This is a genomic window from Pectobacterium aquaticum, assembly GCF_003382565.3.
GTDB lineage: Bacteria > Pseudomonadota > Gammaproteobacteria > Enterobacterales > Enterobacteriaceae > Pectobacterium > Pectobacterium aquaticum.
Window position 1 is genome coordinate 2167806 of sequence record NZ_CP086253.1, and the last position, 15913, is coordinate 2183718.

Sequence of the window (15913 nt, forward strand, 5' to 3'; positions counted from 1 at the left end):
GATGATAACTATTATCATTTGATGTCTGCTCGTTATTATTCGTGTCGCCGCCGATATATTTTATTGAAGTCGAGAGCTTTCACGTCAAGCTCCTGACCTCACAAAAATGAGGTTTGTATCAGGAATGCGTCAAGTCTAGCGGTGAGTTGCCGATTAGTTGATATACCCGTGAGTGAAACATTATCACGAACTTTTTCAGTTTTTGTGACCAGTATCAAACTTGATCGCAAAGCCATAAATGAATAACCTCAGGGTTGATAGTGTTGTAAAATTAAGCAGATGAAGCAGTTAGGTTGTTACACGCAGGGCGAGAGCCGGTCTGACGAGCGGCAAAAGAGTAAGGTTGGGGGTAGTCAGTAGTGTTAACACGCGATTTTTTGCAGAAAGCAGATTGTAGAACGTCTTTTGGTTGTATTGAAGAAACCTTACTGCTCACCCCGCAACAGCGGGCTGACTCGTTGGACAGGACGCTGGCGCTCCGGCCAAATAGCTGTCCTGTCTGGGTGTTTGGCTATGGTTCGCTCATGTGGAATCCGGTTTTTGACGCTGAAGAAACCTGTCTGGCCACGTTGGCAGGGTGGCAGCGAGCCTTTTGCCTGCGCCTTACCATCGGTCGCGGCACGGTAACGCAACCGGGGCGGATGCTGGCGCTGAAACCCGGTGGGCAAACGACGGGATTGGCTTACCGACTGCCGGAAACCTCATTGCGTGAAGATTTGGAGCTGCTGTGGAAGCGTGAAATGCTGACGGGCTGCTATCGTCCGCTCTGGTGCGAACTGCATCGCAAGAACGGTACACCGCTAACAGCGCTGGTGTTTGTCTCCGAACCTGAGCATCCTCTCAACGAAAATGATACCTGCATTCAGAGCGTTGCCCCGCTGATTGCGCGCGCGAGCGGTCCGCTCGGCACCAATGCCCAATATCTGTTTGCACTTGAGCAAGAGTTGAAGAATCACGGAACGGAAGACGAAAGCGTGAGCGAACTTGCACAGCGGGTGCGTATCCTGCAACAGTCGTGTTCTGCGGCAGCAGGAAACGGTTGATAATGAGACAGCGGTGAGTGGAAGTATTGAGGTGAACGACGGTATCGCCGTTCACCTTGAGGTCGATGCTAAGCGACCGAATTACCAGCCGACGCCAACACCCATGGTGTAGAGTGTGTCGTCAACATTCCCCTGATTACTTTCGATACGGGTACGTGACACTTTCATGGTCATCGAAGACCAGTCGGTCAGCTTGAAGCGCAGACCCGCATCCGCTTTCAGATAGATTGGTGCTGTGCCGTCAAATGAACGACCCAATTCACCGTTGGTGAAGGCTTCAACCGATTTGCTGAACAGATAGCGGTTGTAAGCCCACTTGAGGCCTCCAGAATAGAAGTCATCATCACCCTGATCGCGGTAGACGAAGGTTTGGGAGTTGACCAGCGACGTCAGAGAGAACGCGCCTAAATCGTTATCCCAAAACTGATAACCGGGACCGAGACCGAAAGAGCGGTTGATTTTAATGCTTTCAATCCAGTCGCGTTTGTACTGATAACGACCCTGCCAGAACCAGTTCTCATCCACGAATTTATCCAGCGCATATTCGCCAGCCGCATTCTTGGTGCTCTCGACTTTATTCTCTTTTGCCAAATGGTAGCTGGCATCAAGGTTGTGTCGCCACGTATCGTGACGCGCTTTGGTGTTCAGCGTCACATCGTAGTTGTCGGTTTCTGTAGAACTTTTCTTGTGCGACATGCCAGCGTCAACGTTGCCTTTCCAGGCGAAATCGGTCACCAGCGGCTTCTGCGCGACGATGGACGTGATTTCAGAAAGTGGCAATGTTTGTGGGCCAGCCGCTTCGTTAGCCAGCGATGGGCTTGCGACGACGGCGCGGTTTTCGCTCGCTTTAACAGCCGGATACAGAACGCCTTTCTCGTAGCGTTCGCCTTGAATCACCAGACCATGGTCGGATTCAAAGGTTTTCACCTTGTCCCAGGCCACAGAAATAGAGCCGGCATAGTCGGTGTTGATAAAGAGTTTTCCGCCGTCAAGCAGCGTGATTTTCCCTGTGAGCTGGTCGCCATTGGTCAGCCAAATGGTGTCAGCGCGGCTCTGGGTAATGCCAGCAGAGAGGGCGATAACCAGGCTGAGGGAAGAGAGTGCGTGTTTGGATAGTGTCATTATTGCCAAGTAAACCGTGGTGACAGGTATTGATATGTCCGTCAGAGACAAAGACGTACAGCCGATGATAACGAACCGGTTTAGTCCGGAACGGCAAACATTAACAGGAATCGTAGTGATGCTCTACCCGAAAACGAAAATTGATTAGAATGTAAATAGTTATAAAAGTGGCTATTGATGATTAACAGCTATAACGCGATGGCTGTCACATTTCCGGCTGGTAGAAAGGGGATGCGTCGTATGGGGGATGATGCTCTCTGGCCCAGCCTGTTTCAGACCAGAGAGCGTAGGCAATAGATGACGCTATGCGGTGCGCTGCGTGCGGGAAGTGTTGTTGCTCAGGAAACGCGCGGTCAGGAACGTCCTTACGCGGAACACGATCCGTTCCTGGAAGAGAACACAGAGCGTCACGGTGCTGAGTAGGAAAATGGTATAGCCCGTCATGGACAACTGCACCTGACCTGCCGCGGCAATGCACTGATCCCAATCGCTAAAGCAGGCCAGCGGGTCACCGCGCACCAGTTGTTCCAGCGTACGGAACAGATTGAAGAGCGGAACGTGTAGCGCAAAGATAGACAGCGAGGCAGCCCCTAGTCGGGGAGACCAATGCCGCAGCCATTCACTGTTCGGTTCACGCGCCAGCGCGCTAAGGCAGACCAAACCGACCTGAGCTGGCAGGAGCAACCCGTTGTGCAACAGGAAGTACCAATAGGCCTCACCTTTTGTGAACAGCCAGGTGGCGATAAGGAAATTCACACTAATAAAGAAAGCGACTGCATAGCGCTGGCCTTTGGTCAACGGTAAGCGATCTTTCTGACGGTAATGACGGAACAGCGCATAGCCCAAAATCCCAGCTAGAAACTCCGGCAGACGGAAAATCGGTCCACGCTGTAATAATCCGGTGTACGGCATGCCGAACTGCTGTTGCCAGATCACCCAAATCGGCGGTAGCAGATACAGCAGGCAGACGATCCCCATCCACAGCCACGGATGGCGACTGTTCAACAGACGCGGGGCTAACAGCGGGAACGCCAGATAGAAAAAGAACAGTGTGGAAAGCGACCATAACGGGGCATTGAAGGTCAGGAAGTAAGGATTCCATGCCTGCAACATCAGTACCTGCAATAACCCGTTGAACACCAACTGTGCATTCGTCATGTAATGGCGCAGCGTTTCGGGGGCGGCTGCAGGATCGTTGGTGTCATAAATGACGAAACGCGCGCTGGCGACTTGCCCTTCCGGCGGTACGGCCAGCCACTGCATCAGTGTGACAACGGCAATCGAAGACAACAGGGCAATGATATGGATGGGATAAAGATTAAAGAAGCGTTTGGCCCAGAACTGGCGAACAGGTTCACGCAGACGTCCGTCCTTAATGTAGACATGGGCTAGCAAAAAGCCAGATAGGACAAAGAACGTGCTGGTCGCGAAGAATCCCATGCTGGTGAGTTCGCTTAAGAAAGGAATGCGCTCACGCTGGGGATAAACGTGAACTGTGTGATAAATCATCACATAGCAACCGAGCAAAAATCGTAACCATTCCAGGCCGATAAACCGCTCTTTACTGACCTTTTTCATGTTATTCCTCAACGTTAAACTCGGTGTAAAAGCCGAAAAATGCGATTACTGACTAGTTTAGACGAGAGCAACGTCACATTAATTAGGATAATGGCTATAAATGCGGTGCCGTTTAGCAACCGTTTAGCTTGGGTGGAACGTTGGTGGTATTTTCACCAATGATTTTCATCAATACTGTTTTTATTAACTTTTTTTCATCAACTACGGCGGCATCCTCGCTCACGCGAGGATAATCTCGGACGGAAGGGCGCCAGAGCGCCTGATTCGTACCGCTGATAATCGCGGTATCTTGTGACGATGTGATTAAATCACTTTTTCTTGTAATACCCAGACAGCCGCTTCAACCCGTGATTTTAACTTCATTTTTTTCAACAGGTGTTTGACGTGAACTTTAACAGTACTTTCGGTGATCGTGAGCTTGCGGGCGATGACTTTATTGGACAATCCCTGTGCTAGCAGCTTCAGAATATCGCGTTCGCGCGGCGTGAGCAGTTGAATGTCTCGGTCACTGCTGTGGCGGCTTTCGCGCAGGCTGGCGGCCAGAATTGGCGTCAATGTTTCACTTAGCACCATTTTCCCTGACGCCGCCTGATGCAGCGCAGCCAGTAAATCTTCCGGCTCCATATCTTTCAGCAGGTAACCGTCAGCACCATTTTTCAGGGCATTGACCACATCGTCTTCATGGTTGGATACGCTAAAGACGACAATACGGCCAGACAGCGATTTTTCCCGCAGACGATTCAAGGTTTCCAGGCCATTCATGCCGGGCATGTTCAAATCGAGCAGAATCAAATCCGGATCCAGCTGTTCCGCTAGCTCGACACCCTGTTCGCCGTGACTGGCTTCACCTGCCACCTGCAATTCTGGGTCCATGCTGATGAGTTGCTTAACGCCATTGCGCAACATGGGATGGTCATCAATCAGCAGTAGGGTGGCGGCATCTTCGTTAATCATGAGTTTCTCCTGTTAATGGCAGCCGGTGACGGTATTCGGAGAGGAAGTTGACATTGACTTCCGTGCCCCCCGACGGCCGGCGTCGAACAATGCATTCGCCGTGCAAACCCCGTGCACGGTCGCGCATGATAATAAGTCCATAGTGGTTGGCGCGGCTGGCATCATCCGGAATACCGATGCCGTTGTCGGCTACGCTGAGTTCGATGTAGCCCTGACGCAGTTGCAGCGTAATATCAACCTGTGTGGCCTGCGCGTGTTTATAAATATTGCTCAGTGCTTCACGCACAATTTGCAGGACGTGAATGCCTTGATGAGCGGAAACCGACTGGGGCGGCAGGCGGTAATGTAATTCGATGGGATAACCCAGTCGCTTGCCGAATTCATCGACTGACGCCCGCAGCGCGGCAAGTAAGCCGGACTCCGACAGCTTGAGTCGGAAGGTCGTCAGCAGCTCACGCAGTTGGCGATAGGCCGTGTTCAACTCTTCCCGCATTTCCGTCAGCAGTTGTTGTGATGCAGGTGGCAAATCGTTGCCCTGCATTTGCAGACAGCTCACCTGAATTTTCAGGCAGGAGAGGGATTGGGCGATAGAGTCGTGCAGCTCGCGGGCAATGGTGGCGCGTTCTTCCATAAGCATCAACTGCTGTTGATGGTTAGATTGACGCTCCAGCGCCAGCGTGCTGGTCAACTGTTCCAGTAAGGTATTCAGTAACTGGTTTTGATCGCGGCTCAATACGGTGTTGCCCGGCAGCGTGGCTAACACGACGCCATATTGTCCGTGTTTGTCATGCAGATCCCAGCAGTGAGGCTCGCCCGGCAGTTCTTCGCGCTTTGCCTGTATCCCGCAGCTCTGACAGCTATTATCCGGGCAGTGATCCGGCTGTGACTGGCTGCAATCGCTAAACTGGTGAAACTGTTCCTGATTGTTATCTTCATACAGTCGCAGTTGAATATTGCGCAGCGGAGTCAGCGACGGTAGTTCGTTCAGGATCGGCATCAGTCGGCTACACAGCGGAGCCCCGGTATGCAGACGTCGACTGGCACGATAGAGGAAAGAAAGTAGATCGTTTTTCTGTTGCAGGTCGGCTGTTTTCTCGGCGACGCGTTGTTCCAGACTGTGGTACATGGCGGAAAGTTCGTCCGACATGCCGTTCAGCACCTGTCCCAGCGTACTCATTTCATCTTGGCCGTTGATGGCGACGCGCTGGGTGAAATCACCTTGCCCAATAGCTTGTCCCATCGAGACCAGACGTCGCCACGGTCTCAACAGGCGGCGACGCAGGTAAAAGAACGTGGTGACCAGCAGAATAAGCATGATGCCGATGAAGATGCGCTGTACCAGCGTGACCATCCTCAACCGCTGTTCGGTTTTATGATCGATGGCGGAAACCAGATCGTCCAGCTGTTTCACAAAGCGGGCGACATCCGCCGAGGCATCAGCAGAATTCGTTGCCTGCCTTAGATGTGGTTGCAGGCTCTCTAACCAGAAAACGCGCAGTGCAGTAAATTGCTCACTCAGCCCTTCCCGACGTACTGCCTGCTGTAGGTCACTGCTGATTTCGTCTTCTTCCAGTTCTCGCAGGTAAATTTCATTCTCGGCAGAGAGCGGCACCATTGAGAGTAGGCGGTAACTCTGCATACGCAGCGAACCCGCTTTATTAATGGCGTGCGCGTTCCCTTGGATGCTTTGAGACATCCAACTGGAAACCGACATACCTGCAATACCCAGCAAACCGAGTAGCAGCATCAATAAGGCAACCTGATTGACGAGCGACAGCGGCAGCAGGAAACGTTTCAACATAATAAAGCGACCTCTGCTGGAGGAGTAGAAAACCAGTACCGAGAAGGATAACCCTTTTGGCATTTTTCCCGATCCTACATGATAACCCCATACCCACTAGTGAGTACCACCGAATATCCATTCCTTGAAAGGGGATATGACAGTAAGAAAAAATAGAGATATAACAGCTTGAATTATCGTTGCTTATTTTTCTATTTTTATTACTCATTAAGGAGTGTGGTTATTTTTACACGATTTTTTTACCTGACAGCGCGTTGATTTGCATCAACTTTACCTGCGGTGTAATCCCTAATGTTGCGCCTTAATTCTACCGCGTTTTTATTTATCGAGGTTTTTATGACGCAGCCTTCATCACCCGAAAAAGTATCGCAAAGCACGCTGATAAGGGAATGGAATCCTGAAGATACAAAATTCTGGCAATCTGGCGGACAACGGATAGCACAGCGTAATCTTTGGATCTCTGTACCATGCCTGCTGTTGTCGTTTTGTGTCTGGATGATTTTCAGTACCGTAGCCGTTAACCTAAACAAGGTCGGATTTAGTTTTACCACAGACCAGTTATTTTTGCTTACTGCGCTGCCTTCCGTCTCCGGCGCGCTGTTGCGCGTCCCTTACTCCTTCGTTATCCCCATGGTTGGCGGTCGCCGTTGGACGACGTTAAGTACCATCATTCTGGTTATCCCATGCATCTGGCTTGGCTTTGCCGTACAGAATCCGCAAACGCCGTACAGCGTTTTCGTGACGATTTCTCTGCTGTGTGGTTTCGCGGGGGCGAATTTCGCATCCAGCATGGCGAACATTAGTTTCTTCTTCCCTAAATCACGTCAGGGTAGCGCGTTAGGCATCAACGGCGGACTGGGTAACCTCGGCGTGAGTGTGATGCAACTGCTGGTGCCAGTGGTGATTTTCCTGCCGATTCTGGGTTTTTCCGGCAATGGCGTTGTTCAGCCTGACGGCAACCAGATCTGGCTGCATCATGCTGCCTGGATGTGGGTACCATTCTTGGTTATTGCTGCAACCGCTGCCTGGTTTGGTATGAACGATTTGTCGACTGCCAATGCATCAATACGCAAGCAGTTGCCCGTTTTGAAGCAGATGCACCTGTGGGTACTCAGCTTCCTGTATCTGTCCACGTTTGGCTCATTTATCGGTTTCTCGGCAGGCTTCGGCATGCTGTCCAGAACGCAGTTCCCAGACATCGTGATTTTGTACTACGCGTTCTTTGGGCCACTGCTGGGAGCATTGGCGCGTCCGGTTGGTGGCATGCTTTCTGACCGCTTTGGCGGTGTAAAAGTGACGCTGATTAACTTCATCCTGATGACGATTTTCTCGGTGCTGTTGTTCCTGTCTCTGCCGAGTGCGAACTCTGCGGGTTCATTCGGGATGTTCTTTGGCATTTTCATGATGCTGTTCCTGACGGCCGGTCTGGGTAGCGGGTCCACATTCCAGATGATCGCCGTGATTTTCCGTAAATTAACGGCAGATCGCGTGAAAACACAAGGTGGAAGCGATGCGGATGCGCAGCGTGCGGCCGCCACGGATACCGCAGCGGCGCTGGGCTTTATCTCAGCCATTGGTGCTATTGGCGGTTTCTTCATTCCTCAGGCTTTTGGGATGTCGCTTGAGTTAACGGGGTCACCCACCGGTGCGATGAAGGTGTTTGTGGTGTGCTACGTGGTGTGCGTATTGGTAACCTGGCTGTTCTATGCCAGAAAGCAACGCTAAGCGTTGAGCCTCCTCGTTCCTCCCTTTGGCTGGGTGTCTCTTAGCCACATTTTTATTTATGCTGGCTAAGAGACGGTTTCGTGCGCGGTAATACCGTCATGTTCATGCTACTCCGTAGCACGCGCCCGACACGGGACGGCTCACACGCCGCTCGCCCCGTGACCCCAGGCTTTCGGCGGAAATTATGCCGCTGACGCGGTGCCTTCGTCGGTATCGGACTTTGCGGATCGCTTGCGACACGTTCCCGACGTGGCGCAAGCTTTCGCCGCATCCCTGCGGCTCATCCTAAGTCCGATCTCTCCTCAGCATAATTTTTACGCCAGAAAAATAAGGACAGAGAACTAATAGGTAATCTCTCTTTTGCGCACAATTTCCCGTCGCCTTTCGACTACTACCTCTAAATAGTCGTGTGTATGAATTCAGTATAAGCACAAAACGAATGGTTTTGTTTTTATCTTTTAAAATCATTTAATTACGTAATTTTTCCATAATAATTCTTTGGTGGTAGTTGGCGGTGTACTCCGTTTTTCACAGGGTGACACTCTTGATCGTTATCAAGTTTGACCACGCGGTTGCTGGATACCCTTGCGCCAACTTGAGCGATGTGTCGTAAGCAAAAACAGATGTCTGCTACGAGCATTTCATAACGACAGGGGCCAGCAGGCTTCGCAGCAGGAGAGTCCGGATGAGCAAATTCCTTGACCGGTTACGTTACTTCAAACAACTGGCCGAACCGTTTTCCGATGGTCATGGCCAGACCCTCAATACCAATCGTGACTGGGAAGACGGCTATCGCAGTCGCTGGCAGCATGACAAAATCGTACGTTCTACCCACGGGGTAAACTGTACCGGTTCATGCAGTTGGAAGATTTATGTGAAAAACGGTCTGGTGACGTGGGAAACGCAGCAGACTGACTATCCGCGTACCCGCCCGGACCTGCCTAACCATGAACCTCGCGGCTGCCCGCGCGGTGCCAGCTACTCCTGGTATCTCTACAGCGCCAACCGCCTGAAATACCCGATGATGCGTAAGCGCCTGATGAAACTGTGGCGTGAAGCGAAACTGACGCACAGCGATCCGGTGGATGCCTGGGCGTCCATCGTCAATGACCCCGAAAAAACCAAATACTACAAACAAATTCGCGGCCGTGGTGGCTTCGTTCGTTCTGACTGGAACGAAGTTAACGAGCTGATTGCTGCCTCTAACGTTTACACCACCAAGACCTTCGGCCCAGACCGCGTGATCGGTTTCTCACCGATTCCTGCAATGTCGATGGTGTCCTACGCGGCGGGTGCGCGTTACCTTTCTCTGCTCGGCGGCGTGTGCCTGAGCTTCTATGACTGGTACTGTGACTTACCACCAGCATCACCCATGACCTGGGGTGAGCAGACTGACGTACCGGAATCGGCAGACTGGTATAACTCCTCTTACATCATTGCCTGGGGCTCTAACGTTCCGCAAACCCGTACGCCAGATGCCCACTTCTTTACGGAAGTTCGCTACAAAGGCACCAAAACCGTTGCGGTCACGCCGGACTACGCTGAAATCGCCAAGCTGTGCGACCACTGGCTGAATCCGAAACAAGGTACCGACAGCGCGATGGCGCTGGCAATGGGCCACGTTATTCTGAAAGAGTTCCACCTCGACAAACCGAGCCAGTATTTCAGCGAGTACGTTCGTCAATACACGGACTTACCGATGCTGGTGCTGCTGGAACCGCGTGAAGATGGCTACTACGCGGCGGGTCGTATGCTGCGTGCCTCCGATCTGGTGGACAACCTCGGCCAAGACAACAACCCGCAGTGGAAAACCATCGCGATTGACGATGAAAGCGGCAACCTGACGGCACCGCAAGGGTCGATCGGCTACCGCTGGGGCGATCAGGGCAAATGGAATCTGGAACAGCGTGATGGCGTGAGCGGCGAAGAAGTGAAGCTGCGCTTGAGCCTGCTGGGGTCGCACGACGATGTGGTTGATGTTGGCTTCCCGTATTTTGGCGGCGCGGTCAGCGAACATTTCAACAACGTTGCGCTAGAAGAAATCCTGCTGCACAAACTGCCGGTTAAGCGTTTGACGCTGGCTGACGGTAGCGAAGCGCTGGTTGCCTGCGTGTATGACCTGACAATGGCGAACTACGGCCTGGATCGCGGTCTGGGCGACGACAACTGCGCGCGTGATTACGACGATGTGAAAGCGTACAGCCCAGCCTGGGCCGAGAAGATTACGGGCGTTTCTCGTCAGAACATCATCCGCATTGCGCGTGAATTTGCGGATAACGCCGATAAAACGCACGGCCGTTCCATGATCATCGTCGGTGCCGGTATCAACCACTGGTATCACATGGACATGAACTACCGCGGCATCATCAACATGCTGGTCTTCTGCGGCTGTGTCGGTCAGAGCGGTGGCGGTTGGGCGCACTACGTCGGACAAGAAAAACTGCGTCCGCAAACCGGTTGGACGCCGCTGGCGTTTGGTCTGGACTGGCAGCGTCCGCCTCGTCACATGAACAGTACGTCGTTCTTCTATAACCATTCCAGCCAGTGGCGTTATGAAACCGTCGCGCCGCAGGAACTGCTGTCACCACTGGCAGATAAATCCCGCTTTACTGGTAGCATGATTGACTTCAACGTGCGCGCCGAACGTATGGGCTGGCTGCCATCTGCACCGCAGTTGAACGTTAACCCGCTGGATATCGCAGAAAAAGCGCGTGCCGCCGGTGTCACGCCGCAGGACTATACCGTTGCTGCGTTGAAATCAGGCGAAATCAAATTTGCCGCTGAACAGCCGGATAGTCCACAAAACTACCCGCGTAACCTGTTCATCTGGCGTTCTAACCTGCTGGGTTCCTCCGGTAAAGGCCACGAATACATGCTGAAGTACCTGCTGGGTACGGAGCACGGTATTCAAGGGCAAGATCTGGGCACGGCGGGCAGCGTGAAGCCGGAAGAAGTGGAATGGCGCGATCAAGGCGTTGAAGGCAAACTGGATCTGGTGGTGACGCTTGATTTCCGTATGTCCAGTACCTGCCTGTATTCCGACATCGTCCTGCCAACGGCAACCTGGTACGAAAAAGACGACATGAATACTTCGGATATGCATCCGTTTATTCACCCGCTATCTGCGGCTGTCGATCCAGCGTGGGATTCCAAAAGCGACTGGGAAATCTACAAAGGCATCGCGAAAACCTTCTCCCGCGTCTGTCAGGGACACCTTGGTCAGGAAACTGATCTGGTTACCTTGCCAATCCAACACGATTCCCCGGCAGAAATGGCGCAGCCGTTCGGCGTGGATGACTGGAAAAAAGGCGAATGCGATCTGATTCCGGGCAAAACTGCACCCCACCTGATGATGGTGGAGCGCGATTACCCGAACCTGTACGAACGTTTCACCTCGCTTGGTCCGTTGATGGACAAGCTGGGCAACGGCGGTAAAGGCATCGGTTGGAACACACAGACCGAAGTCGATTTCCTCAAAAAGCTGAACTACACCAAGACTGAAGGTGCGGCGGCGGGTCGTCCGAAGATTGAAACGGCGATCGATGCGGCAGAAGTGATTCTGTCTCTGGCCCCAGAAACCAATGGTCAGGTGGCTGTGAAAGCGTGGGAAGCGCTGAGCAAATTCACCGGTCGTGACCACGCGCATCTGGCACTGAATAAAGAAGACGAGAAAATTCGCTTCCGCGACATTCAGGCGCAGCCGCGCAAGATCATCTCCAGCCCGACCTGGTCTGGTTTGGAAGACGAACACGTTTCCTATAACGCCTGTTATACCAACGTTCACGAGCTGATTCCGTGGCGTACGCTGTCCGGTCGCCAACAGCTGTATCAAGACCATGAATGGATGCGTGCCTTCGGTGAAAGCCTGCTGGTATACCGTCCGCCGGTCGATACCCGTGCTGCTGCACCGGTGATGAATCAGAAACCTAACGGCAACCCAGAAAAAGCGTTGAACTTCCTGACGCCGCACCAAAAATGGGGCATTCACTCCACGTACAGCGACAACCTGTTGATGCTGACGTTGGGTCGCGGTGGCCCGATTATCTGGCTGAGCGAAGACGATGCAAGAGATTTGGGTATTGAGGATAACGACTGGATAGAAGCGTTCAACGCCAACGGTGCGCTGACGGCGCGTGCGGTTGTCAGCCAGCGTGTGCCAGCGGGAATGACCATGATGTACCACGCGCAGGAACGCATTATTAACCTGCCGGGATCGGAAATTACCCAGCAGCGCGGCGGTATTCACAACTCGGTAACCCGTATCACGCCGAAACCGACCCATATGATCGGCGGCTATGCCCAATTGGCTTATGGCTTTAACTACTACGGCACCGTTGGGTCAAACCGCGATGAATTCGTCGTAGTTCGTAAAATGAAACGCATCGACTGGCTGGATGATGAAGGTCAGGACTATGTACAAAAAGCGGTACAGCAGGAGAAAGCCTGATGAAAATTCGTTCACAAGTGGGCATGGTGCTGAATCTGGACAAATGCATCGGCTGTCACACCTGCTCCGTTAGCTGTAAAAACGTCTGGACCAGCCGTGAAGGGATGGAATACGCCTGGTTCAACAACGTCGAAACCAAACCGGGCGTGGGTTATCCGCATGCCTGGGAAGATCAGGAAAAATGGAAGGGCGGCTGGATCCGTAAAATCAGCGGTAAGCTCGAACCGCGTATGGGTAACCGCATCAGCGTGTTGTCCAAAATCTTCGCTAACCCAGATGTACCGGAAATCGACGACTACTATGAGCCGTTCGACTACGACTACCAGAATCTGCGTAAAGCGCCGGAAGGTAAGCATCAGCCTGTCGCCCGTCCGCGCTCGCTGATTACCGGTCAGCGGATGAAGAAAATCGAGAACGGCCCAAACTGGGAAGACGATCTGGGTGGTGAATTCAGTAAACGCTCTAAGGATAAAAACTTCGATCCTGTCCATTTCAACGAAATGCAGAAAGAGATGTACGGCCAGTTCGAAAACACGTTCATGATGTATCTGCCGCGTCTGTGCGAACACTGCCTGAACCCAGCGTGCGTAGCGACCTGTCCGAGCGGCGCGATCTACAAACGCGGCGAAGACGGCATCGTCCTGATCGATCAGGACAAGTGTCGCGGCTGGCGTATGTGCTTGACTGGCTGCCCGTACAAGAAAATCTACTTCAACTGGAAGAGCGGCAAATCAGAAAAATGTATTTTCTGCTACCCGCGTATCGAAAGTGGTCAACCGACTCTCTGCTCAGAAACCTGCGTCGGACGTATCCGCTATCTGGGCGTGCTGCTCTATGATGCCGACCGCATCGAGCAAGCGGCCTCTGTGGAAAACGAGAAAGATCTGTACCAGAGCCAACTGGATGTGTTCCTTGACCCGCATGACCCGAAAGTCATTGAACAAGCGCTGAAAGATGGTATTCCAAACAGCGTCATTGAAGCGGCACAGCAGTCGCCGGTGTACAAAATGGCGATGGACTGGAAGCTGGCGCTGCCGCTGCACCCTGAATACCGCACGCTGCCGATGGTGTGGTACGTGCCGCCGTTGTCACCGATTCAGTCTGCCGCGGATGCGGGGCAATTGGCGCACACTGGCGTACTGCCGGACGTCGAAAGTCTGCGTATCCCAGTGCAATATCTGGCGAACCTGCTGACCGCAGGGGATACCGAGCCCGTATTGCTGGCGCTGAAACGTATGCTGGCGATGCGTCACTACAAACGTGCAGAAACCGTAGAAGGCAAAATTGATACCAGCGCGCTGGAGCAGGTTGGGCTGACTGAAGCGCAGGCGCAGGAAATGTACCGCTATCTGGCGATTGCGAACTACGAAGACCGTTTCGTGATTCCATCAAGCCATCGTGAATTGGCGCGTGAAGCCTTCCCTGAAAGCAAAGGTTGCGGCTTCAGCTTTGGTGATGGTTGCCACGGCAGCGATACTAAATTCAACCTGTTCAACAGCAAGCGTATTGATGCCATCGATGTCAGCAGCAAAACGCGCGATATGAACAGCAAAATCATGCGGGAGACGAACCATGATTAGCCTGCGGATTATTGCCCGCCTGCTGGACTATCCCGATAGCGAGTTGTGGGAAAACCGGGCTGAGTTGATCGAGGCGGTAGAGCAGGCTGATGCTTTACCGCTGCGTGAGAGTCATCTGCTCATGCAGTTCATCAACACGCTGTGCGCGCAGGATCTGTTGGACAAACAGGCGGAGTATAGCGGGCTGTTTGACCGCGGTCGGGCGACCTCGCTGCTGCTGTTCGAACACGTTCACGGTGAGTCTCGCGATCGTGGTCAAGCGATGGTCGATCTCATGCAGCAATATCAGGATGCCGGTCTGGCGCTGGATTGCCGTGAGCTGCCGGACTACCTGCCGCTGTATCTTGAGTATCTTTCTCGTCTGGAGCCCGCGCAGAGTCGCGCGGGTTTACTCGACATCGCGCCGATTCTGGCGTTGATTGGCGCGCGTTTGCAGCAGCGTGACAGCAGCTATGCCACGCTGTTCGATCTGCTGTTGGCGTTGTCCGGTAGCGACCTGAAAAGTGACGATGTCACACATCAGGTGGCTGACGAAGCACGTGACGACACGCCGCAGGCGCTGGATGCCGTGTGGGAAGAGGAACAGGTTAAGTTCCTCAGCGAAGAAGGCTGCGCATCGGCCCAACAAACGCAACACCAACGCCGCTTCGCTGGCGCGGTGGTGCCGCAATATCTGAATCTTGACGCTACATCAGCGGGAGGGCAACGCTAATGAGTGCAATCACGAATTATTTTAATGTGTTCTTTTTTGACATCTATCCTTACCTGGCGATGGCGATTTTCCTGATTGGCAGTTGGCTGCGTTATGACTACGGCCAGTACAGCTGGCGCGCAGGTTCGAGCCAAATGCTGGATAAGAAAGGGATGCGTCTGGCGTCTAACCTGTTCCATTTGGGGATTCTGGGCGTATTTGCCGGGCACTTCCTCGGTATGCTGACGCCGCACTGGATGTACGAAGCCTTCCTGCCAATGGATGTAAAACAGAAAATGGCGATGTTCGGCGGTGGTGCGGCAGGTTTGCTGACGTTTGTCGGAGGCGTGCTGCTGTTAAAACGCCGTCTGACCAACCCGCGCATTCGTGCCACGTCCAGCGTTGGCGACATTCTCATTCTGTCTCTGCTGGTTATTCAGGCGGGTTTAGGGCTGCTGACGATCCCATTCTCTGCACAGCATATGGACGGCAGTGAAATGCTGAAACTGGTCGGTTGGGCGCAGAGCGTGGCGTTCTTCCAGGGGGGAGCATCTAAGCATCTGGCGGGTGTCGCGCTGATCTTTAAGCTGCACATTGTGCTGGGGCTGACGCTGTTCGTTCTGTTCCCGTTCTGCCGTCTGGTTCACATCTGGAGCGCACCGGTCGAGTATCTGACGCGTCGCTACCAGTTAGTGCGTAACCGTCGCTAGATATGATAGAAAATAATGCTTGCTGATGAAGTACGTGAAGCGGGGATAATGGATAGATCGTAAAGACGCTGCAAGTACCTCCCTGTAAGCTCGAGCCGCGCCATCCCTGGCGCGGACGCTTTACTCTTCTATTCCATTACCCCGTTTTCGTTTTACAAATAGATCAGTCATCAATTTAAAACAGCGGCGTTATGATAACGCTGCTGTTTTAATCGTTTCCTTTTCATCTTTCCCCGCCAACAACGATCGTCATCGGCAGCTC

The 15913-nt window shown here is 52.9% G+C and carries 10 protein-coding genes; 6 read left to right on the top strand and 4 right to left on the bottom strand.

What is annotated here, in order from left to right:
• Nucleotides 1–359 precede the first annotated feature (359 nt).
• Nucleotides 360–1043 carry a gamma-glutamylcyclotransferase gene (locus tag DMB82_RS10000; protein WP_102116446.1) on the top strand — a complete coding sequence of 228 codons (684 nt, stop codon included), beginning with the start codon at nucleotides 360–362 and terminating at the stop codon, nucleotides 1041–1043.
• 81 nt (nucleotides 1044–1124) lie between these two features.
• Here DMB82_RS10000 and DMB82_RS10005 read toward each other — a convergent pair whose 3' ends face one another.
• The 4 genes from DMB82_RS10005 to narX all read right to left on the bottom strand — a co-directional run bounded on the left by DMB82_RS10005 (nucleotide 1125) and on the right by narX (nucleotide 6498).
• Nucleotides 1125–2165 carry a DUF481 domain-containing protein gene (locus DMB82_RS10005; protein ID WP_102116447.1) on the bottom strand — a complete coding sequence of 347 codons (1041 nt, stop codon included), beginning with the start codon at nucleotides 2163–2165 and terminating at the stop codon, nucleotides 1125–1127.
• A gap of 303 nt (nucleotides 2166–2468) precedes the next feature.
• Nucleotides 2469–3743: an acyltransferase family protein gene (locus DMB82_RS10010; protein ID WP_102116448.1), complete on the bottom strand. Its 1275-nt coding sequence runs from the start codon at nucleotides 3741–3743 to the stop codon at nucleotides 2469–2471.
• 303 nt (nucleotides 3744–4046) lie between these two features.
• On the bottom strand, nucleotides 4047–4697 hold the full coding sequence (gene narL, locus DMB82_RS10015; RefSeq protein WP_011093590.1) for a two-component system response regulator NarL: 651 nt from the start codon (nucleotides 4695–4697) through the stop codon (nucleotides 4047–4049).
• Nucleotides 4690–6498: a nitrate/nitrite two-component system sensor histidine kinase NarX gene (gene narX / locus DMB82_RS10020; RefSeq protein WP_189645119.1), complete on the bottom strand. Its 1809-nt coding sequence runs from the start codon at nucleotides 6496–6498 to the stop codon at nucleotides 4690–4692. Before narX ends, narL begins: the two co-directional genes overlap by 8 nt.
• A 336-nt stretch (nucleotides 6499–6834) precedes the next feature.
• On the opposite strand from narX, the gene DMB82_RS10025 reads away from it, so the two are divergent.
• The 5 genes from DMB82_RS10025 (at nucleotide 6835) to narI (ending at nucleotide 15651) form a co-directional block, all read left to right on the top strand.
• Nucleotides 6835–8223 carry a NarK family nitrate/nitrite MFS transporter gene (locus DMB82_RS10025; RefSeq protein ID WP_103199163.1) on the top strand — a complete coding sequence of 463 codons (1389 nt, stop codon included), beginning with the start codon at nucleotides 6835–6837 and terminating at the stop codon, nucleotides 8221–8223.
• 685 nt (nucleotides 8224–8908) lie between these two features.
• On the top strand, nucleotides 8909–12670 hold the full coding sequence (locus DMB82_RS10030; RefSeq protein WP_116162896.1) for a nitrate reductase subunit alpha: 3762 nt from the start codon (nucleotides 8909–8911) through the stop codon (nucleotides 12668–12670).
• Nucleotides 12670–14250 (top strand): nitrate reductase subunit beta, encoded by a 1581-nt coding sequence (gene narH, locus DMB82_RS10035; protein ID WP_039489275.1) that lies wholly within the window; start codon nucleotides 12670–12672, stop codon nucleotides 14248–14250. The genes DMB82_RS10030 and narH overlap by 1 nt, the downstream gene beginning before the upstream one ends.
• Nucleotides 14243–14962 carry a nitrate reductase molybdenum cofactor assembly chaperone gene (gene narJ / locus DMB82_RS10040; RefSeq protein ID WP_116162898.1) on the top strand — a complete coding sequence of 240 codons (720 nt, stop codon included), beginning with the start codon at nucleotides 14243–14245 and terminating at the stop codon, nucleotides 14960–14962. Before narH ends, narJ begins: the two co-directional genes overlap by 8 nt.
• A complete protein-coding gene (gene narI / locus DMB82_RS10045; RefSeq protein WP_116162900.1) occupies nucleotides 14962–15651 on the top strand; it encodes a respiratory nitrate reductase subunit gamma in 690 nt (229 codons plus the stop codon). Before narJ ends, narI begins: the two co-directional genes overlap by 1 nt.
• The last annotated feature ends 262 nt before the right edge of the window (nucleotides 15652–15913 follow it).